Here is a 21668-nt window from a genome sequence, read left to right on the forward strand (position 1 = left end):
GCGTGATGAAAAAGGTGAAAAAAGTAATCATCCCCGCAGCAGGGCTAGGAACTCGCTTTCTTCCTGCGACGAAAGCGATGCCTAAGGAAATGCTACCGATCATCAACAAACCTACCATTCAATACATTGTAGAGGAAGCCATTGCTTCCGGTATTGAAGATATCATCATTGTTACCGGCAAAGGGAAAAGAGCGATTGAAGATCATTTTGATAATGCATTTGAATTGGAGTCTCGCCTGCTGGAAGATGGGAAGTTGGAACTACTTAAAGAAGTTCAACGTTCTTCCAAGGTGGAAATTCACTATATACGCCAAAAAGAACCTAAAGGTTTAGGCCACGCTGTATGGTGCGCAAGAAAGTTTATCGGTGACGAACCCTTTGGCGTTATGTTAGGTGATGACATCGTAACAGGACAAATACCTTGCCTGAAGCAGTTGATGGATCAATATGAAGAAACTCAGAATTCAGTAATCGGTGTACAGGTGATTCCAGATGAATTTACCAACCGTTACGGCATTATTGAGCCGGATCAGCAGGACGGGCGATTATACCGCGTTAACAATTTTGTCGAGAAACCACCGCTCGGAACAGCACCTTCCAACTTGGCTATTATGGGACGTTACGTGTTCACACCTAAGATTTTTAAATATTTAGAAATGCAGGAAAAAGGTGCCGGAGGCGAGATCCAACTGACAGATGCCATCCAGAAGCTGAATCAAAGCGAACGCGTATATGCTTATAACTTTGAGGGTACGAGATACGATGTTGGTGAACGCCTCGGTTATATTTTGACAACATTGGAATTCGCTTTGCAAAACGAGGATTTGCGTTATCCCCTCATGGATGCAATGGCAGAATGGTTAAGCAAAGCAGGACAACCCACAATCGGTTAAAAAAATGCACCGTAAATATAATAATTAGGAAAAAGGAGAGTTGAGCATGCAAAAACTGCCGGAAGATTACGAGTACGTCCTGCCGAAACTTTACATGCTGCACGCCAAAGAAGGAACGAGAGAAGCAGATTCTTATCTGTTTATGAAACGGATGATCGATATCTTTTTCTCCGCTCTTGGACTTCTCGTGCTGCTGCCTCTGTTTGTTGTAGTGGCCATCCTAATCAAGCTGGAGGATCCGAAAGGGAAAGTATTCTTCCGGCAGAATCGTGTAGGCAAAGATGAAAAACAGTTCCCCATGTATAAGTTCCGCTCTATGGTATCCAATGCCGAAGAGCTAAAGGAGAACTTGATGGCCTATAACGAGGTTAGTGGTGCGATGTTCAAGATCAAGAATGACCCACGCATTACACAGACTGGTAGGTTTCTGCGCAAGAGTAGTATAGATGAGCTTCCACAGTTGTGGAATGTATTGGTTGGGAATATGAGTCTGGTGGGTCCCAGACCCCCACTTCCGGACGAAGTAGCGCAATATTCGGAATATGACAAGCAACGTCTTACTGTAACCCCTGGCTGCACCGGCTACTGGCAAGTTAATGCCAGAAATAGTGTCGGCTTCGAGGAGATGGTACAGCTAGATCTAACCTACATTCATATCCGGAGCACCATGCTGGACCTGAAGATCATTGCCAAAACAGGCTTGATGCTGTTGGGTTCCAAAGATGCTTATTAATACTATGGAAATTAGGTGAATGCCGATGCGTGAATACGGAGACGTTCCCCGTTTATCCATTATCATTTGTACTTACAATCGATCAGCACTGCTAATTAAGACACTTCAGTCCTTATTATTACTGGAGAATTTAGAGCAGGCCGAGATCATTGTTGTGGATAATCACTCTAAGGATGATACGGCAGCTTCCGTGGGAGAGTTCATAGACACACACGGAGCTAAATTAGATATCTATTACATGCTGGAGCCTGTGCAAGGATTATCAGCTGCACGGAATACAGGAATTCTAGCTTCAAAGTCAAAATGGATTGCTTTTCTTGATGATGATGCAATCCCTTGCAAGAGCTGGATCACTACGATAATCAATACTTTTGGAAGTAAGCCGGAAGTGATGGCTATGGGAGGCAAGATTGCTCCGATATTCGAAACGAAACGTCCAGAGTGGTTGATTAAGCCGTTCGAGCTTCCGTACACGATCGTTGATTTGGGAAACCGGATCAAGGAATATCCCGGACGGCTTCACCCGTGCGGCGCTAACATGGCTATGCGCAAGATTGTATTCGATATCAGCTTGTTCCCGCTAGAACTAGGTAGAAAGGGAGATTCCCTACTATCCGGTGAAGAGTCCTGGTTATTCGGACAGATTCAGGCAGCAGGGCATTCCATTCTCTACCATCCGCGGATGGCGGTTAACCACTTCGTTCCGGCACAACGTTTGACCGAAGCATGGATTATGAAAAGATATTACAGCCAAGGCATATCCAACGCTATGAAGAGCGAAGGTGTAAAGGACAATCTGCTCCTGCTAGGAAAGACGGCTGCTAAAGTAGCATACATACTAGCCGATTCGATCCTCTCAAGAAGTCAGGGAAGAAAACTTCTGAACAAATGCAGGCTGGAGAGTATTCGCGGAACTCTTCATATGATCTGGAACCGGAAGAGGCAATCTGCAGCGGGGTGAGGAATGACATGACTAATTTTGAGTGGGGCTCCAAATTAAACGTTTTGCCATACGGGATGCTCTATCTCATGTCCGCCCTGCTTCTGGGAACAGCGGTGATCTACCAGCCGGTGATTGCGATAGGCGTAGTATTCCTAATTATTTTGCTTGGTGTCTCAATCTCGCGTCCTGATCTAATCAGCTATTTCGTTCTCCTGACCACGGCGATATCGATCAACTTCTTATATGACGGTAGTCTTTTTGGAGTAGAGATATTGTCGCTCTATAAGCTAGGTATCCTGATGTTGCTGGTGCCTTGTATTCTGGTTAACGGCTTGCGTTTCCGACTAAGTTATCCTCTCTGGGCAATGGTAATTCTAGTGTGTATCACCTTCGGCTTCTCGATCTGGTTGCCGCAGATGAGTTCCTCCATTGCCATTAAAGCTTTCATTGGTTTATCACTTCCGTTTGTTTTTCTCTTAATTAATTGGAAAAAAGAAGTGGCCGAACGGCATATCCGGATGATCTGTTTATTGCCCGTAGTAAGTGTTCTGGCAGGAGTATTGCTCCAACTGGTCCATCTTCATTCCTTACTGGATGTCGAGTTTACAGGTGCTGTACGGATCCAGGGTGCGAATATTCCAGCGCATCTGGCTATGCTGGCCTTTATGGGGGTTGCCATTCCGTTTATAGAAATTAAACGAAATCCGCAACGAGCCCGCTTTTTTTATATCATGTTAGCGCTGAACTTCTTCATCCTTGTCGGAACCGGGACACGTGGACCGATCTTAGCACTGAGCCTAATGGTGCTCTACTACTTCTACGATATCTTCCGGCAATATGTAAAGGGTAAAACAAAATACCTGATTCCGCTGGTGTGCTCGATTGTTTTGATCTTTGCCGCCGTGTATACGCAGCTCGACAATCTCGAGAAGCGCTCTTTTCAAAGATCGACCGATACAGGTGTTGACTTGTCTGGTCGGGCGGAGGCTTGGGAGTATTTCTTGAATAAGGTAGCTGATTCTCCTTGGTCCGGTAGAGGACTTGGAGCAGTCACTGTGGCGAATGACGGTACATTGTACAAAGGTTTTGTTGTTCCCCACAACGAGTATATCCGGTTTTACTTCGATGGAGGGTACATCGGCTCCATACTGTTGTTGTTATCCTTATTGGCAGTATTCATTCTGGTTTACAAAGCTTTGGCACCGCCGGTAAAACCCTTTTATCTGCTATTTATTGCAGCGTTTCTGATCTATTCTTTCTCTGACAACACGCTGTCGACGGTCCAATCCATTATCCCGTTCTGTTGGTACCTAAACTGCCTGTATCGATCTTCACAGCCAACCGATTCCCCACAAAAAGAAGTGATACGATGAATCAAGTGAATATGTTTGATGTCAAATTCGATAATTATGATTTCATGGACCTGCTTGAGTACATTGATAAGACGATCAGGGAACGGAGTCAGTCTTATATCCTGACCTGTAACGTGGATCATGTAATCAAGCTTCGCAAGGACAAAGAGTTCCAAACGGTATATTCCGAGGCGGGAGCCGTTGTCGCTGATGGAATGCCGCTGATCTGGGCTTCCAAGATGCTAGGCAAGCCATTGAAACAGAAAGTATCCGGTGCGGATCTCTTCAGTCGTCTGGGCAATGCTTTTGAGCAAAGGAAGTACCGGCTGTTCTTCCTGGGCTCAGCAGAAGGCGTACCGGAGCGAGCTACAATGAATCTTAAAGCGGCCTATCCCGGAATGAATATTGTTGGCTGCTATTCTCCATCTTACGGATTTGAGCACAATGATGAAGAGAACCAACGGATTATAAAGATGTTGACTGAGAGCCAGCCCGATATTGTATTCGTCGGCGTGGGTGCTCCCAAACAAGAGAAATGGATTTATCGACATTACACCTCTTATCAGGCTCCGATATCTATCGGAGTTGGAGCAACTTTTGACTTTCTCTCAGGTTCCGTGAAACGGGCACCGGATTTTATGCAAAGAACAGGCTTGGAATGGTTCTGGCGGTTAAGTCAGGAACCCGGGCGATTATGGAAAAGATATCTTGTCGATGATGCTCAATTCCTGATTCTTCTGCTAAAGGAGCTGCGTAAGCGGGATAAGGATAAGGGAGGAGGATAGGAAGATGATGAACCGCAATGAAGGGAGCTTCACTCTTCCATCCCTGTCGTCGATCAAGACAGCTGGCATTATAGGAGTGGTTGCCGCCATTTGCATGGTATTACCCCTAATGATTGGTTTTGGCAGCGCGAAGCTAAGCGCTACAAGCAGTCTGCAGGGAGTGATCCTAGCCGGCATCCTATTCCCGGCCTTTCTGCTGGCCCTGCTCAGACCGCGCTTGCTAGTATCTTATACTTTGCTAATCTGGGCGGTTGCTCCGGAGCTACGCCGTATATCCGATTGGTCAGAGGGAGTTTATCACTCCGTATCACTGCTCAGTCTGGCGCCCTTGCTAACCGGGGCAACATTGGCCATTCCAGTACTGAGAGAGATTCACAAAATACAGAAATCCTCCACCCGAATTATCCTGTTATTCGCTGTAGCATTGGCTTACGGGGCCTTGATAGGTTTGGCTAAGAACGGTATGGGCTCGGTGTACGACCTGGCGAACTACATTGTTCCGCTGCTGCTGCTGCCCTATTTCGCGGTTACACGGTTCAAGCCCAAGGATATTGACCGGTTGCTGTATGCCTACGCTAATATCGCGGTTTTGGTGGCATTGTACGGAATTGTGCAATATCTAACCGTTCCACCCTGGGATGCCTTTTGGATGAGGCATGCAGATATGATGTCCATCGGGACACCTTATCCCTTGGAAATCCGGGTCTTCTCTACCCTGAACTCTCCGGGTCCGGCAGCAACTTTTCTGGTGTTTGCTTTAGTGCCGATGATTCTGGAGAAAAGATGGCAGGGAACACTGCGTTGGATTGGCGTTCTACTCGTGGTGGTATGCCTGCTTACTACCTTAGTTCGCTCGGCATGGCTGGTACTGCTAGTTATGCTGTTGGTGTATATCGGGACTTCACCATCCAAAGGAAAGTGGAAGACATTACTCCAAATTGTATTCGTTGCAGCGGCTCTGTTCTGGATTGTTCCCAAGTTACCCGGAGCAGAGGGGCTGGTTGCAAGGATGGAGACGCTCACCTCTGTTTCGGAGGATCATTCCTATAATGAGCGGCTTGGCCTATGGCAGAATATGCTGCCAATGGTTGCTGCTAACCCGGTAGGTCAGGGAATTGGCAGCGTAGGCCAGGGAACAAAGCTCGGGAATGGCGGTGAACTTGGTGAGTACGGCAATATGGATAATGGTTTTATTGCCTTGCTGCTCACCTTTGGAGTGATTGGGGCCCTGTTCTTCTTCGGAGCTTTGGGGGCCATTGCCAAACAAATTGTTTCCCGAGTAATTAGCAAAGACAATCTTCAATCGTACGCCCGCCTTTCATTGGCAGCATGGACAGGGGCCGTGGTTAGTCTGGTTTCAGACAATGGCTTTCCTGGATTAAAAGGTTACTTGATCTGGATGCTGATCGGCTTAGGCCTCAGTGCAAAAGAGATTATTGAGAGCAGCAGAAAGAAGGGAACGCCCCATGCAGCAATTGAACGCAAAATCACTTCCCATTAGCTCCGTTTGGTCTTCACTCCGGCATTTTACGAAGAGTAAGGACAATAGCTCGGCAGCCGTCAAGACTATGTTCGTCAGCGTATTAATCCTGCTGGTCAACATGGTCACCGGTGTACTAACGGCCCGGTATCTAGGACCAACTGGCCGTGGGGAACAGACAGCAATGGTGAACTGGTCACAGTTTCTGGCGTTCAGCATGAGCTTCGGTATTCCTTCGGCATTGATCTACAATGCCAAAAAAAACCCGGATGATGCCGGGCTGCTGTATCGCATATCCTTACTAATTGCGCTGTTCTTCGGAACCGCCGCCATGATTATAGGTGTGCTGATTCTACCCTATTGGCTGAAATCTTTTAGTCCAGACGTTATCAGGTTTGCACAATGGTCCATGATCCTTTGTCCGCTGATTGTAGTCACTCAGGTGAATAACGCGACCTATCAATTCAGAGGGGATTATAAGAGATTCAACTGGCTGCGCTATCTGATTCCTTTACTTACACTAGTGGCAATCGGAATTTTGATCCTTCTGGATGCTATGAATCCTTTCACCACAGCACTAGCATATCTGGTTCCATCGGTGCCGATCTTCATCTGGATGACGATTTCTCTGCTTCGCACTTACAAGGTGAAGATGAGAGATACTTATCTTAATTTCAAAAGATTATTCACTTACGGGCTTGGCTCCTACGGTAACGACTTGCTCGGACAGTTCTCTTATTATATCGATCAGATCATTATCGCCGGCTTGCTAAGACCTGCTGATCTGGGGCTTTATGCAGTAGCCGTGAGTCTTTCACGGATGGTCAACTTCTTCTCGAACTCGATTACAGTGGTGTTGTTTCCTAAAGCCTCTGAGATGTCTAAGGAAGATGCCATCGCCCTTACCTTCAAAGCTTTCCGAATCAGTACTACCTTTACACTATTGGGTTCGCTGCTCTTAATGCTAATCGCCCCTTTAGTTATTCCGCTGCTGTACGGTAAAGATTTCAACACAGCATTGCATGTATTCCGCCTTCTACTGCTGGAAGTAACGATAAGCGGTGGGACACTTATTCTGGCCCAAGTCTTTATGGCGCTTGGCAAGCCGAAATTTGTATCCATCCTCCAGGGTGTTGGTTTGCTCTTGGTCATTCCACTACTGTTTCTAATGGTACCGAAATTCGGGTTAATTGGAGCGGGTGTGGCTATGCTCTCGTCGGCTGTACTGCGGTTCATATTTATCATACTCAACATAAGGTACAACCTGAAAGTAAAACTACCGCGTTTACTCATCAACAAAGAAGATATCCAATGGATGAAGACGACGATGAATTCCTACATTCGAAAAAAACCAATGGACGCTAACAGATAACTGGAGCGTTAAATTGGCACATAACAAAAAAAGGAGGAAACCTTCATGGATTCAGTGACAAGCGTACTTGGCGGCCCGGGTAGTTATCCCATCTCAGCAGTCATCATTGCTCAGGATGACGAAGTTCGAATAGCCCAAGCCATTCAGTCTTGCAGACTATTCGCCGACGAGGTGGTTGTAATCGACGGAGGCAGCAAAGACGGAACGGTCCAGTTGGCTGAAAGCTTGAATTGCCGGGTGTTCGTCAATCCATGGCCCGGATACGCGAAACAAAGAGAATTCGGAGTGGAACGCGCGGTCCATGATTGGGTCTTCCTTATTGATACCGATGAAGTAGTCAGCCAAGAGCTGGCGGCAGATATTCTTGAACATAAGCGTGGGCTAACGGATGTAACTGTGGCTTACTCGCTTTACCGGATTGGTGATTTTCTTGGGAAATGGCTGGATCGTGGTGAGTATCTTGTACGCCTATACAATCGCAAGGAGTATGGGATCCGCAACAGTCTTGTGCATGAAATGCCCGAGGTTTCGGAGGACCGGGTTGTTCGTTTGACTGGAACACTTTGGCATCAGGGCTTCCGCAGCATCAATGATCACGTGGCCAGATTCAATAAATACACTGATTTGGAAGCACAAAGCGCATATGCCAGCGGTAAGCCATTTCGGCTCAGTCACCTGCTGCTTCGTCCGCCGGCACGTTTCCTGCAGAAGTATTTCCTGCACGGATTGTTCAAGAAAGGATTGTCTGGTTTCGCAGTATCGGTATTTTGGGTGATGTATGAATTCATGGTCGGCTTCAAGCATTACGAACTAAACAGCGCAGGTAAGCTGGCCCAGCACAATGCCATGCTTCCCGCTGAAAAGGAAGAGAAAGGGGAGAGAAGCTATGCCGTACAGTGACGGACTGAACATTATGACGACGGGTCTTAGTTGGCCATCGTTACAGCCTGGCGGACTCAATACCTATTTCAAATCCGTTTGCGAGCAGCTCTCCTCACGCAACCGGGTACACGCGCTGATCTGCAGTCAAGAGACGCCGTCTACCTCGGAAGAGTTGATTATACACAATGCAGGTGATCCGAAAGAAACGATCTGGAAACGTAAGGATGCCTTCCAGCGTAAGGCAGCAGATCTAATGGGGAACGGCAGTGGACGCATTGATATCCTGTACTCCCATTTTGCCCCTTATGGTATTGGTCCGGCGATAGAAGCGAAGAAACGTGGAATTCCGGTAGTGATGACCTTCCATGGTCCATGGAACGAAGAGATGAAGATCGAAGGCCAAGGGATTAAGCATCGGGTCAAGACTACCATCGCCAAATCGATAGAACATAAGGCTTATAAGCTGGCAGATAAATTTATTGTACTTAGCGAGACCTTCCGCGATATGCTGCACTCCTTGCATGGTGTGCCACTGCACAAAATCATAGTTATACCGGGAGCAGCCAATGTGGAACGTTTTGTTCCCGCTACGAACCGGTTGGCCATCCGCCGGACCTTGAATTTGCCGGAAGGAGCTACCACTGTATTTACAGTACGGAGACTGGTAAATCGGATGGGGCTCTTGCAGTTGCTGGAGGCTTGGAAGCAGGTAGCAGAGCGTTTCCCCAATGCAATTTTGCTAATCGGAGGCAAAGGTCCACTGCGCGGAGAACTGGAAGAAAAGATCGCTGATTATGGGCTTAGCAACAAAGTACGGCTGCTCGGATACATTCCTGATCATGAATTAACCTCTTATTATCAAGCCGCCGACTTGTTCGTGGTTCCATCTCAGGCGCTAGAGGGCTTTGGCCTTATCACCGTCGAGGCAATGGCCACAGGGACGCCAGTCATGGCTACTCCAATTGGTGGCAACAAAGAAATATTACAAGCTTTTCGGCCAGAGATGCTGTTCAAGAGTGCAGCTAGCGATGATATGGCTGAAGGTATGATTCATATGTTGAGTAATCGTAAACTGCTTCCCAGTCGTGAGGAATGCAGGGGACATGTACTGGAGAAATACACATGGGAGAATGTTGGTGAACAAGTAGAATCTGTCTTCCTTCAAACTTTGGGAAAGGGTGTGGCTGCAGGATGCTAAGAGTAGCTTATATTGATCACACCGCCAAATGGAGTGGTGGAGAGGTTGCCTTGTTCAATATCCTTACCAATATCGGAGAGCAGATTGATCCTCTGGTCATTTTGGCGGAAGAAGGTACACTGGCGGAACGGTTGCGGGAAAAAGGGATCGATGTCCGAATTATCCCATTAGATGAGAGTATTCGCAGCCGCGGTCGGAATGCTGTCAATCTGGGAGCACCAGCCGCAGCCTTCAAGCTTTTGGCTTATGGCCGTAAGCTGGCCCCTCTCTTGAAGCAGGAAAAGGTAGTCTGTGTGCATACCAATTCCTTGAAATCAGCACTGTATGGAACCATCGCAGCCAAGAAGGCGGGTGTTCCACTGATCTGGCATATTCGGGATCATATCGGAGCCCCTTATCTGAAGCCCGTTGTGGCCAAAACCATCCGCGTGCTGTCACGTCTGATTCCGAACGGTGTCATTGCCAATTCCCACTCTACGCTGAATGCATTGGAGTTGCCGAGTTCGAAGAAAACGCTGGTTGTTTACTCCGCCTTCGCCAAAGCTATTGGAGCCGGGATCGGCAAACGGGATCAGAAGACCTTCAACGTCTTGTTGGTGGGTCGGTTAGCACATTGGAAAGGCCAGCATATCGTGCTGGAGGCAGCCAAGGCTTTCAAGCAGGACACGCGGGTGAAGTTCTGGCTGGCGGGTGATGCTTTGTTCGGTGAAGAGGAATACAAACAAGAGTTGATTCAGAAGATGGCGAAGGATGAACTCACCAACGTTAGTCTACTGGGACATGTGGAAGATATACAAGGATTAATGAATAAAGCGGATTTGCTGATCCACACTTCGATCACTCCTGAACCCTTTGGTCAGGTCATCGTCGAAGGCATGGCAGCGGGTCTACCGGTGATTGCCTCTGCTGAAGGTGGCCCGGTAGAAATTGTGATACCCGGTGAGACAGGGCTGTTGATCCAGCCAGGAGATGCCAAGATTCTTGCAGATTCCATCACATGGATGCTAGAACATCCCGAGGAAAGAAAACGGATGGCTGATAATGGAATGAGACGGGTGAAGGAGCATTTTGTAATCGAGAATACAGTCAGGGACATCGTCGACTACTACAAGGGATTGCTGGCGAGCACCTAATCGTTTGAACCCAGTAACTCTGATGATGATGCTCCATAAAACTTTGAGGATGATTCACATGAAAATTGCGATAGCGCATGATTACTTAATCCAAATGGGCGGAGCGGAAAGAGTGGTTGAGGTATTCCACCAGATGTATCCGGAAGCTCCAATCTATACAACGGTTTTTAATGGAAGCCGCCTGACTGAGAACCTCAAAGATGCTGATATCCGGACCTCCTGGTTGCAAAAAATTCCGGGAGTGAAGACCAATTTTAAAGGGGTGCTGCCACTTTATCCTATGGCCATCCGTGATTTGGACTTTCGTGGTTTCGATATTGTCCTGAGCTCCAGCAGTGCTTTTATGAAAAGCATTCAGGTGCCGCAGCATACGTTTCATCTTTGTTATTGCCATACTCCAATGCGCTTTGCCTGGGATTATGACACCTACATGGAACGGCAGTCAAACTCAGGCTTGTTCAAAAGGTTGCTGAAGGTATATATGCAGCAGCTCAAGACCTGGGACCAAAAGACATCCAAAAATGTGAATCAATTTGTAGCCAATTCTTCAGTAGTGAAGAAACGGATACAAAATTACTATCACAGAGACTCGGATGTAATCTTTCCGCCTATTAATACGGCCCGCTTCAAAAGCTCTTCATCCATCGGTGATTACTATCTGATTGTTTCCCGCCTGGTATCCTACAAGCGGATTGATTTAGCAGTAGAAGCCTTTAATCGTAACGGCCTAAAGCTGTATATCGTAGGTGACGGACCAGACAAGAAACGTTTGGAGGGAATGGCCAAGAAAAACGTTTCGTTTCTCGGTAGGCTGGAAGATGAGCAGGTTACAGGGTTGATGGCCCAGTGTCGGGCTTTCGTTTTTCCAGGGGAAGAAGATTTCGGCATTACACCGCTGGAGGCTAACGCTGCAGGTAGACCGGTCATTGCTTATCAGGCTGGTGGGGCACTTGATACCATCGTCCCTTATGTCAACGGTGTGTTCTTTCAGCATCAAGAGGTTGAAGATTTATTGAGAGCCATTCACGAGGTAGAGTCTTATGCCTGGGATATCGGTCAGATTGTCGGGCATGCACAGAAATTCGATGAACAGACATTTATGGTCCAGTTTAAGCAGTATGTGGAACAGGCTTATGTTAATTTTCTAAAAGGAGGATGATTGTATGAAGCTGGCAGTAATCGGCACCGGCTATGTCGGTCTTGTATCAGGCGTATGCTTTACGCTTAACGGAAATCATGTCGTCTGTGTGGATAAGGATGAAGAGAAGATCAACAAGCTGAACCGGATGGAATCTCCCATCTATGAGCCGGGAATCGAGGCGCTGATTGAAATGAATCTCCGGGAGGGAAGGTTATCCTTCTCCGCAGATCTGCAGGAATCAGTGGGTCGTTCTAATATTGTCATCCTTGCTGTAGGTACGCCCTCCCTGCCCAATGGAGAAGCTGATTTGCAATATATCGAAGGGGCTGCAGCGGAAATCGCGCAAGCGATGGAAGGCTACAAAATCATCATGACCAAATCGACCGTTCCGGTAGGAACGAACGAGAAGATTCGCAAGATCATTGCTGAACATACCCAGCATCCTTTCGATATTGTGTCAGCCCCTGAGTTTCTGCGTGAAGGATCGGCGATCCAGGATACCCTGCATCCTGACCGGATCATTATCGGAATCGATAATCCGAAGCTGGAAGAGGTCATGAGGGAGCTTCATAAGGGATTCACAGAAAATGTATTTGTGACTGATATCCGCAGTGCGGAAATGATCAAATATGCATCGAATGCGTTCCTGGCCACGAAGATCTCTTTTATTAATGAGATTGCGAATATATGCGAAAAAGTGGGAGCTGATGTGACCGAGGTGGCTCAAGGCATGGGTATGGACCGAAGAATCGGCTCATCCTTCTTGCAGGCCGGCATCGGTTACGGAGGCTCCTGTTTTCCGAAAGATACCAATGCGCTCATCCAAATTGCCGGCAATGTTGATTACGAGTTCAAGCTGTTAGAGTCCGTAGTCGAGGTAAACAAAGGGCAGCGGTTCATGATCATCTCCAAGCTTCACGAATCTCTGGGTGATCTGCGCGGAGCCGTTATCGGAATTTGGGGCTTGGCGTTCAAGCCGAATACCGATGACGTTCGTGAAGCGCCTGCACGTGAGATCGTCGAGGCACTGGTAGCAGAGGGAGCTACAGTTAAGCTGTATGATCCGATTGCCGCTGATAATTTCAGGAAGCAATATGATCATCCGCAACTCCGCTGGTGCGGCCTGCCAGAAGAAGCAGCGGAAGGCAGTGATGCCGTTTGTCTGCTGACCGATTGGGCGTTGTTCAAGGATATTGATCTGCATCAGTTAGCGAAAGTTATGCGTCGGCAGATTCTGATTGACGGCCGCAACGTCTACTCCAAGCAGCAGATTGAAGGTACTGGGCTTGTGTATCATTCTGTTGGGCGTCCACAAATGGGTGGTCTCAGCGGGTATTCACCCAGTGTAGCTGGTGCAGTTTAAACCTATAACACATAAATAATGAGGAGGGTTCACTTATGAAACTAGTACTATTATCAGGTGGTTCAGGTAGACGGTTGTGGCCTTTGTCCAACGATTCGCGTTCGAAACAATTTCTGAAGGTACTTGAAAGCCCACTGGGTGAACCGGAATCCATGGTACAACGGGTATGGAGACAACTTCAGGAGACGGGCATGGCGGATTCCTCTTATCTAGCCACAGGCCGCAGTCAAGTAGAGATGATTCAGAGCCAGCTGGGTTATGACGTGCCTATCATTGTCGAACCGGAACGCCGCGATACCTTTCCTGCGATTGCGTTGACGGCCACCTATCTATATTCAGTAGTGGGGGTTTCTCCGGATGAGACTGTAGCAATCTTACCTGTTGACCCTTATGTGGAAGCATCCTTTTTTGATACGGTAGCCCAGCTTGAGCGGACGATGCTGGAAAGTGGTGCAAATCTGGCGTTGATGGGTGTGGTTCCCGAGCATGCTTCGGAGAAATACGGTTATATCATTCCTACCACAGAAGCAGCGGGTGAGAGTGGATATTTGCGGGTGAGTCATTTTCAGGAGAAACCGGAACGAAAGCAGGCCGAAGAGCTCATAAGTCGCAATGCCTTGTGGAACTGCGGCGTGTTTGCCTTCCGGTTAGGATATTTACTAGATATTTTGCAGCAAAAAGGGCTGCCTCTTAATTATGAAGACTTGCAGAAGCAGTATAAATTATTGTCCTCAATCAGCTTTGATTATGAAGTGGTGGAAAAAGAAGAGAATATCGTTGTACAGCCGTATGAAGGCTTCTGGAAGGATCTTGGAACGTGGAATACATTGACCGAGGAAATGAGCAGCAATCATGTGGGCAAAGGTTTCATTACTGCAGATTCCGTAGGAACCTGCTTGATTAACGAACTCGACATTCCAATCACGGTCATTGGTGCAAAGGATTTAATTATCGCAGCCAGCCCTGATGGAATATTAGTCACGCATAAGGCAGAGAGTCCGCGGATCAAAGAAGTGCTGAAAGCTTTTGAACAAAGACCGATGTATGAGGAACGCCGTTGGGGTCATTACAAAGTTATTGACTATGTGAAGTATGAAGAGGGCAATGAAGTGCTGACCAAGCGGATCTTTATATCCGAGGGCAAAAACATCAGCTATCAGTTGCACCGCAAACGTAGTGAGATCTGGACTATTATCAGCGGCGAAGCAAGTATCGTGCTGAATGAGAAGATGCATAACGTTAAGGCAGGCGATGTCGTGCGTATTCCCGAGGGGACCAAACATGCCATTCTGGCGCTGACTGATGTTGAATTTATTGAGGTACAGACCGGCTCCGAGCTGGTTGAGGAAGATAATATTCGTATTACCTTGGACTGGAAAGATATCGAGCTACAACAGTTCATTTCATAGGCCTAAACTATCTATTTAACCAATTTTGACGGAAACAAAACGGGTAGAAAGTCTCAATTTTAAGGAAATTTTGTAAATGAACTAAACAAAAATAAAATAGAGTCGATACATACGGTAAGAGGGAAAATTCCTTCAAAACGATAAAGGCAAACCTATCGAAAGATAGGGACGCAAAGCTAAAGGGCCTTCGCAAGAGTGGCAGCCTGGCTACCGAAAGGAAGATGAATTTGAAAGCTCATCGTATGTATCGACAGTTCTGCATGTTTCTGTCACTAGTTCTGTTTGTCATTGCTATTCCACTTGGAATGGGGATTGCACCATCTACTGCAGGAGCAGCAACAAGCTCTGGAACACCGGTTAACGCAGCCGCATCACCTGAAGCAGTAAAGCTGCTTACTTATCTCAATTCGATTTCGGGGCAAGGCATTATCACGGGACAGCATGACTATCTGGAAAGTCCGGATGAAATCAGCAACAAATTAAAGGGAACCAGCGGTCAATACGCTGCTCTTCACGGCTATGAACTTGGCGCAATCACTGGCCAAACAGAAGCTACCGTAGCTTCACAACGGAAGAACGTAGTTAACAGTGCTATCAACTGGAGTAAGAACGGCGGTATTGTCGCCATGACCTTTCATGAGAAACTGCCGGGAACAACGTATGACTGGTCCAATGTTCAAAAGACGATTAGTCAGTCGGATTTCGACAAATACGTAACACCGGGAACGACACAGTACAACAGTCTAATTGCCGATCTTGACAAAGTGGCAGTATCCTTGAAAAGCTTACGTGATGCTGGAGTTCCAGTACTCTGGAGACCCTATCATGAAATGAACGGGAATTGGTTCTGGTGGGGAAAGAAAAATAATTTCGCTGCACTCTGGAATATTATGTATGACCGTTTTGTTAACGTTCATCAATTAAACAACCTGTTATGGGTATGGAATCCTAATGCACCTAACGCTTGGGCTGATTCTTATGCTCTAACGTACCCTGGTGCGGATAAGGTTGACATTCTCGCAGCAGATATATATGACAATGACTATCAGCAAAAATATTATGACAGCTTGCTTAGTCTGGCTTCAGGCAAACCGATTGCTATCGGGGAAAATGGGCAAATGCCAAATACGACAAAGCTGCTGCAATCGCAGAATAAATGGGTATATATGATGAACTGGGGAAAAATGCTTTACGAGAATAACACCACAGATACCATTAAAACCTTCATGAATAACAGCTACACGCTAACCCGGGATGAGTATAAATCGGGGGTGATACCGTCCGTAACACCAACACCGACAGTAGCTCCGACGGCAACACCAACGCCGACAGTGTCTCCGACGGCAACACCGACGCCGACAGTAGCTCCAACGGCAACACCAACGCCGACAGTAGCTCCAACGGCAACTTTTTCTTCGGGGGATCAGGCTCCTGCACTGAATGGTTTGCATGGTGAATATTTCAAGAACATGCTGCTTACAGGGACAGCAGTTCTAGTGAGAGACGATGCTAATATCAACTTTAACTGGCGCCAGGCGGCACCGGATGCTGCGCTCGGTATCGACAATTTCTCGATCCGTTGGACCGGAAAGATTAAGCCGCTCTATAGTGAAACTTATCAAATTTATACTGCATCGGATGACGGCATACGCGTCTGGGTAGATGGGAAATCGGTAATTGACAGCTGGATTAAACAAAGTGGAACTGAACGTCAGGGAAGCATTGATCTTAAAGCCGGTCAACTATACGATATTAAAGTGGAATATTATGAGAATGCAGGGGATGCACGAGTAAATCTGATGTGGCAAAGCCCAAGTCAGGTAAAAGGAACGGTACCTTCAAGTGCATTGTTCATTAATGCTAGTTCTTCTGTTGCTAGTGCAGCATCTTCGTCATCGCTTGCAGCGACGGCAACACCAACGGCGGCACCGACACCGACACCAGCGTCGACGGTAACACCAACATCAGCGCCGACGGCAACACCAACAGCGGCACCGACGGCAACACCAACAGCGGCACCGACGGCAACACCAGCAGCGGCACCGACGGCGACACCAGCAGTTGTTAATGTTGTTGCACCGGCTACGAATGGACTGCAAGGTGAGTATTTTGGCAATATGCAACTATCAGGTAATCCAGTGATTGTACGTAATGATGCTGCTCTAGACTTCAACTGGCGTCTACTCTCACCGGATGCAACACTAGGCGTTGACTTCTTCTCTGTACGCTGGAGCGGTAAGATTAAGCCCTTATATAGTGAAACATATCAAATATTTACAACTTCAGATGATGGTATCCGTGTCTGGATCAACGGCAGTCTCGTTATTGATAGCTGGACGAAACAGAGCGGAACCGAGCGTCAGGGAAGCATAACCATGAATGCCGGACAGCTATATGATCTTAAAGTTGAATATTACGAGAATCAGGGTGATGCAAGTGCACGTCTGATGTGGGGAAGCCCAAGTCAAGCGAAAGGAGCGGTTCCTTCAAGCGCCCTTTTCCTCCCCTCGTCTATTCAGGATTAAATAGGTAGCTGTATTTATTACTAAGGCTGATACAGGTTAAGCAGTTATAATAATTCCTTTCACTCGATGCTTAGTGGCCCTGCTTCTTAGCAGGGCTACTAAGCTATAGACTTCATTGGTCCGAAGTTGCTTGTCCAAAAAGCAGGGGAATCATCTTTGTTACCTGCGGCGGCTCTTGGCTACCAGAAGGAGGATTACTTTGAACACTTACCGTAAGTACCGGCTATTGACCACTGTAATACCTATTATCATTATTTTAACTTTGATACCTTGGGGGGAAGTACGCAGCCTCCCTGTGGCCCGAGTAATAACAAGCACATCACCTGTTACGCCAGTGAATCCAGCAGCTTCTGGGGAAACCAAAGAACTGCTCAGTTATCTGGTGAACCTCAGTGGTAAGGGAATGATTTCAGGACAGCATGACTATCTGGAGACTCCCGACGAATTTAACAATAAACTGAAGAATACCACTGGGCAATATGCAGTATTGCATGGTTATGAGTTGGGAGCTATTAACAACCAGTCCGAGAATACGATTGCCTCCCAGCGTCAAGCCGTGGTGGAGAGTGCGATCAAATGGAATAAAGGCGGCGGGATTGTAGCTATGACATTCCATCAGAATCTTCCAGGAACTTCTCCGGAATGGTCCAATGTTTCCATGAACTTGAGCCAGGGGAATTTTGATGCTTACGTTACACCTGGAACTCCTCAATATAAGAGGCTGATTGCTGATCTTGATGAGATTGCTGTATATCTGGGAGAACTGCGAGATGCAGGGGTCCCGGTCTTGTGGCGGCCCTATCATGAAATGAACGGCAACTGGTTCTGGTGGGGACAAAAGGACAATTTCTCTAAGCTCTGGAACATTATGTACGATCGATTAGTGAACACGCACAAGCTGAATAATCTGCTGTGGGTCTGGAATCCAAATGCGCCAAATGAGTGGGCGGACCCTTATCAATCTTATTATCCAGGAGCAGACAAGGTGGATGTTCTGGCAGCAGATATTTACAATAGCGATTTTAAACAGTCCTACTATGAAAATTTGCTTGACCTTGCCGCAGGCAAACCTATTGGTATAGGTGAGAGTGGGGAACTACCAGACCCCTCCATACTATCCCAAACACAAAGTAAATGGGTTTATACGATGACATGGGGAAAGATGCTGACAGAGAATAACGACCTGCAGCAAATCAAAAGTTTCATGAATAATAACTACACAGTATCCAGAGATGAGTATGTCCGTACAAAAGGCACTAAGCACGAAGGTGCAGCGGTTGTCACCCGTAACGGTTTAACCGGCGAATATTATAATAACGCAGAGCTAGCCGGTGCTGCGAGCCTAACCCGTAATGACGACATGATAAATTTTAATTGGCATGGAGGTTCACCGGCAGCAGCGATAAGCAAAGACTCTTTTTCCGTACGTTGGCAAGGTAAGATTAAGCCGGTTTATAGTGAGAAATATAAATTCTCAGTCTCATCTGACGACGGTGTCCGTGTCTGGATTGGCAATAAGCTGATTATCGACAGCTGGAAGAAGCAGAGTGGTGTCACGCGTGAAGGAAGTATCCTACTGACCACAGGGAATATCTATGATATAAAGGTTGAATATTACGAAAATCGCGGCGATGCGAGCATTCGCCTAATGTGGGAAAGTCCGCTTCAGAAACAGACTATAGTTCCTCAAAATGCATTGTTTCTGCCCTGATGCATGAAGAAGCTTAAGGGTCAAACAATTCAGAAGAAAGTGGGGGGACAATGGAATGAGAGCGAAGAGGAAAAAAAGAAATAAACCCTTACTGATCTTACTAAAGTTCGCCGCCTTGGCTGTCATGTTCCTATTGTCTGTTTCTGTCTTTGGATCGGATGGAACGAAGATTGATGAGGCTAATCTGGATATGCCTGCTCAGACAGCAGCTAATAGTTCGGAGTTGCCGGAGGGTACTGTATTATGGAGACTTGGGCAACATGACGGGTCGACTCATGAGTTTGCTGCGGCAAGCTCCTCTAATGCCAAGAAAATATTCAGTATTGCCTCTTCTGGAGTGAAGACTACTGCTCTGCAGAGCATTCCATCGGGTCTTGATGGAGTGAATAATCCAGAGTTGAAGATTACGTACCAGCTTGATAAGATCCCAGCCAATGGGGTTTTATTTCGCGTAGGAATAATAGATGCTTACAAATCAGTTCCGCAAATGAGTGTTTTTTCCAACCAGCAACTATCAGGAATTATTCAAATTGCTGGAGTATCAGGTACGGATAGCAAATATAGTTTCCGCAAAACTTATGAGCTGTACATTCCTAAAGAGCAACTGCAGACGGGAACCAATGAGCTGAAGCTACGAACTACTCATAGTATTTATGCTTCTGATTCGGAAGATAAGTACACATGGTGGACTTGGGATGATCTCAGTTTGGAATCGCTGAATTCTCCAATTAAAGAACCCATTCATGGCAGCTATGCATTGACTGGCACCATGGTGAACAACAAACAGTTTTATTTTGACGAAGGTGCGGTAACGCATTTGCCTTATATTATGAAATGGCTCGGTATAGCTTACAGTGGCAATATTATGCGTACCAGCTGTGCCAGCGATGTAGGGCGTTCCTGCTCCAATATGGAGGATTATTACAAGGAATTGAAGGATTATAATATGCAGTCCGTAGCACTGTATTTGTACACTGGTGATATCAAGCTTAAGGCGGATGGTTCGCTGCCGGATGATGCAGTGAAGAAGCTGACTGATTATTTTGAACAGTACGGTACTTATTTTCAGTATTATGAAGTAGATAACGAACCGGGCCTATTTAATAGATCCAAGGCTGTAAATTTGGCTGTGGCCCAGTGGCTGAATACGAAAGGCAAAGAAATGGCGCCGCATGTACAGACCGTTGCACCAGGATGGGCTTATTGGCCAAGCTACGATGAAGATTCCTGCGGACATCAGAATGCAACGGTGCGTGAGTGTGGCGACCCGGATGGATGGGAACGTGATCCGGAGCAGCGTATGGAGCTGGAGAAAGTAACTGATTTAACTAACGGACATTCCTATGGGAGCTCCTATATTTTTAGCAACGGCGGCAGTTTTACGGAGAATCTAAAGACCTTCGGTGGAGCTACAAATGGACTTAGCAAAAAAATGCTGACTACCGAATTCGGTACTTCTGATAGTCATGTGGATGACTATCAATATGGTGCTACCGAAAGAACGGCAGCCGTATTTGACCGAATTATGCGCGGACATATTGGTTATGCCGATATGTTTGTGCAGCATGCTGCTTTTTTCAAGAATTTTAGTTTATTCAAATATGGCTTTAATCTGGAGGAGCATGACCCGGCTAAAACGGAGATTTATTATACAAAAGAAAAAGAGGATTCACGCGTTAGTATTATGAGGAGACTCAGTCTGGCTTATGCCACTCATGGTGCACCGCTAACCTATCAAATTACTAATAAGACAGCTTTAGCGGATAAGTTAGTTTATGTACGCGCTGTGGATACCTCGACTTTGGAGCCGCTTGCGGGCAGTGGAGCCACTTCGAACAAGGTGCTGGTTAACTTCGTTAATTTCGAGGAAACAGCGCAGACCGTTACTGTAAATGTAACTATGCCTAAGAAAACGGTCTATGAGGGTGAACGCTTTGGTAATGGAGATACGTATGAAGCCGCACGAAGTTATGTGACTGGGAAGAAAGCAACGCCTGTGCTAACCTTTACAGAGACTTTAGCGCCAGGGGAAGCCGTACAATATATTTTGGAGCCTTCATCGGAGATGAAGGCTTCTGCTCCGCAAGGCTTTAAAGCCACTGCCGTAAAAGGTTTATCCGTTGCGTTGAACTGGCTGGAGGCTCCGGGAGGAAGTTATGAAGTGCTTCGGGCGGATGGTTCCGGAAGTGAGCTGAAGGTTGTCGCTTCCAAGGTGCAGGATACGCATTATACGGACCCTAATTTGAATGAAGGTACATTATACTCATATGCAGTAAGAGTGACTGGCGCAAAGTTGATGTCTTCGACCGTACAGATTACAGCTACCGGATTGGTTCCTTTAGACCGTACCGACTGGAAGGTATCCTCCAATGTAAATACTACTGCTTCTGATCCTTTTAGTGCCATTGACGGTGATCGGCGTACACGTTGGGATACTGGTGTACATCAGGTTCCTGGGGAGTATTATCAGATCGACTTAGGGAAGACACATAGCATTGAAGCAATAGATCTTGACAGCACATTATCAGCTTATGATTATCCAAGAGGGTATGAGGTTTATGTCTCTAATGACGCCAATAACTGGACATTGATAACTTCCGGCAAAGGCAACAAGGAGATTACAACGATTCATTTCCCTGAGGTGAGGACGCAGTACGTCAGGATTGTACAGACAGGCTCTGGTGGGAATTACTGGTCCATTCAGGAAATGCAGATCTATTCCAGAGAATAAATGAAGACGGCTTCGGT

Annotated in this window: 16 protein-coding genes and 1 riboswitch; all 16 genes read left to right on the forward strand. The window is 46.8% G+C overall.

All coding sequences use genetic code 11. The features are described from left to right. The first annotated feature begins 5 nt into the window (after positions 1-5). The 16 genes from galU to GJB61_RS00860 all read left to right on the forward strand — a co-directional run bounded on the left by galU (position 6) and on the right by GJB61_RS00860 (position 21651). Complete coding sequence (gene galU, locus GJB61_RS00780; RefSeq protein ID WP_154116189.1) at positions 6-893, forward strand: UTP--glucose-1-phosphate uridylyltransferase GalU; 888 nt, start codon at positions 6-8, stop codon at positions 891-893. A gap of 40 nt (positions 894-933) precedes the next feature. Further along, entirely contained in the window at positions 934-1626 is a 693-nt protein-coding gene (locus GJB61_RS00785) for a sugar transferase (RefSeq protein ID WP_154116191.1), read from the forward strand. A gap of 25 nt (positions 1627-1651) precedes the next feature. Beyond that, on the forward strand, positions 1652-2587 hold the full coding sequence (locus tag GJB61_RS00790; RefSeq protein ID WP_154116193.1) for a glycosyltransferase: 936 nt from the start codon (positions 1652-1654) through the stop codon (positions 2585-2587). An 8-nt stretch (positions 2588-2595) separates the two neighbouring features. Beyond that, positions 2596-3942 carry an O-antigen ligase family protein gene (locus GJB61_RS00795; protein WP_154116195.1) on the forward strand — a complete coding sequence of 449 codons (1347 nt, stop codon included), beginning with the start codon at positions 2596-2598 and terminating at the stop codon, positions 3940-3942. After that, entirely contained in the window at positions 3939-4706 is a 768-nt protein-coding gene (locus GJB61_RS00800; protein ID WP_154116197.1) for a WecB/TagA/CpsF family glycosyltransferase, read from the forward strand. Before GJB61_RS00795 ends, GJB61_RS00800 begins: the two co-directional genes overlap by 4 nt. Before the next feature lie 7 nt (positions 4707-4713). Beyond that, positions 4714-6207 carry an O-antigen ligase family protein gene (locus GJB61_RS00805; RefSeq protein ID WP_154117261.1) on the forward strand — a complete coding sequence of 498 codons (1494 nt, stop codon included), beginning with the start codon at positions 4714-4716 and terminating at the stop codon, positions 6205-6207. Continuing rightward, positions 6173-7558, forward strand: coding sequence for a lipopolysaccharide biosynthesis protein (locus GJB61_RS00810; protein WP_154116199.1), 1386 nt, complete (start codon positions 6173-6175; stop codon positions 7556-7558). Before GJB61_RS00805 ends, GJB61_RS00810 begins: the two co-directional genes overlap by 35 nt. A 45-nt stretch (positions 7559-7603) precedes the next feature. Beyond that, positions 7604-8458, forward strand: a complete 855-nt coding sequence (locus tag GJB61_RS00815; protein ID WP_154116201.1) for a glycosyltransferase family 2 protein — start codon at positions 7604-7606, stop codon at positions 8456-8458. After that, entirely contained in the window at positions 8445-9638 is a 1194-nt protein-coding gene (locus tag GJB61_RS00820; RefSeq protein WP_154116202.1) for a glycosyltransferase family 4 protein, read from the forward strand. Before GJB61_RS00815 ends, GJB61_RS00820 begins: the two co-directional genes overlap by 14 nt. Beyond that, positions 9632-10771, forward strand: coding sequence for a glycosyltransferase family 4 protein (locus tag GJB61_RS00825; RefSeq protein ID WP_154116204.1), 1140 nt, complete (start codon positions 9632-9634; stop codon positions 10769-10771). The genes GJB61_RS00820 and GJB61_RS00825 overlap by 7 nt, the downstream gene beginning before the upstream one ends. A gap of 58 nt (positions 10772-10829) precedes the next feature. Then, positions 10830-11930, forward strand: coding sequence for a glycosyltransferase (locus GJB61_RS00830; protein WP_154116206.1), 1101 nt, complete (start codon positions 10830-10832; stop codon positions 11928-11930). Positions 11931-11934: 4 nt separating this feature from the next. Then, a complete protein-coding gene (locus GJB61_RS00835; protein WP_154116208.1) occupies positions 11935-13275 on the forward strand; it encodes a UDP-glucose dehydrogenase family protein in 1341 nt (446 codons plus the stop codon). Positions 13276-13310: 35 nt separating this feature from the next. After that, positions 13311-14684 carry a sugar phosphate nucleotidyltransferase gene (locus tag GJB61_RS00840; protein WP_154116210.1) on the forward strand — a complete coding sequence of 458 codons (1374 nt, stop codon included), beginning with the start codon at positions 13311-13313 and terminating at the stop codon, positions 14682-14684. A 135-nt stretch (positions 14685-14819) separates the two neighbouring features. Further along, positions 14820-14899, forward strand: a riboswitch (cyclic di-GMP riboswitch). 6 nt (positions 14900-14905) lie between these two features. Further along, entirely contained in the window at positions 14906-17209 is a 2304-nt protein-coding gene (locus tag GJB61_RS00845) for a PA14 domain-containing protein (RefSeq protein WP_420819719.1), read from the forward strand. Positions 17210-17408: 199 nt separating this feature from the next. Then, positions 17409-18920 (forward strand): glycosyl hydrolase, encoded by a 1512-nt coding sequence (locus GJB61_RS00855; RefSeq protein ID WP_154116212.1) that lies wholly within the window; start codon positions 17409-17411, stop codon positions 18918-18920. A gap of 190 nt (positions 18921-19110) precedes the next feature. After that, positions 19111-21651, forward strand: coding sequence for a discoidin domain-containing protein (locus GJB61_RS00860; RefSeq protein ID WP_229521447.1), 2541 nt, complete (start codon positions 19111-19113; stop codon positions 21649-21651). Positions 21652-21668: the final 17 nt, after the last annotated feature.

This window comes from Paenibacillus monticola, from assembly GCF_009664975.1.
Taxonomy (GTDB): Bacteria; Bacillota; Bacilli; order Paenibacillales; family Paenibacillaceae; genus Paenibacillus_AQ; species Paenibacillus_AQ monticola.

Coding starts and splice junctions, on each gene's coding strand:
- GJB61_RS00790 (WP_154116193.1), top strand. CDS start 1,652: ATGCGTGAATACGGAGACGTTCCCCGTTTATCCATTATCATTTGTACT.
- GJB61_RS00815 (WP_154116201.1), top strand. CDS start 7,604: ATGGATTCAGTGACAAGCGTACTTGGCGGCCCGGGTAGTTATCCCATC.
- GJB61_RS00835 (WP_154116208.1), top strand. CDS start 11,935: ATGAAGCTGGCAGTAATCGGCACCGGCTATGTCGGTCTTGTATCAGGC.
- GJB61_RS00800 (WP_154116197.1), top strand. CDS start 3,939: ATGAATCAAGTGAATATGTTTGATGTCAAATTCGATAATTATGATTTC.
- GJB61_RS00845 (WP_420819719.1), top strand. CDS start 14,906: ATGAATTTGAAAGCTCATCGTATGTATCGACAGTTCTGCATGTTTCTG.
- GJB61_RS00820 (WP_154116202.1), top strand. CDS start 8,445: ATGCCGTACAGTGACGGACTGAACATTATGACGACGGGTCTTAGTTGG.
- GJB61_RS00795 (WP_154116195.1), top strand. CDS start 2,596: ATGACTAATTTTGAGTGGGGCTCCAAATTAAACGTTTTGCCATACGGG.
- GJB61_RS00830 (WP_154116206.1), top strand. CDS start 10,830: ATGAAAATTGCGATAGCGCATGATTACTTAATCCAAATGGGCGGAGCG.
- GJB61_RS00840 (WP_154116210.1), top strand. CDS start 13,311: ATGAAACTAGTACTATTATCAGGTGGTTCAGGTAGACGGTTGTGGCCT.
- GJB61_RS00810 (WP_154116199.1), top strand. CDS start 6,173: ATGCAGCAATTGAACGCAAAATCACTTCCCATTAGCTCCGTTTGGTCT.
- GJB61_RS00860 (WP_229521447.1), top strand. CDS start 19,111: ATGCCTGCTCAGACAGCAGCTAATAGTTCGGAGTTGCCGGAGGGTACT.
- galU (WP_154116189.1), top strand. CDS start 6: ATGAAAAAGGTGAAAAAAGTAATCATCCCCGCAGCAGGGCTAGGAACT.
- GJB61_RS00825 (WP_154116204.1), top strand. CDS start 9,632: ATGCTAAGAGTAGCTTATATTGATCACACCGCCAAATGGAGTGGTGGA.
- GJB61_RS00805 (WP_154117261.1), top strand. CDS start 4,714: ATGAACCGCAATGAAGGGAGCTTCACTCTTCCATCCCTGTCGTCGATC.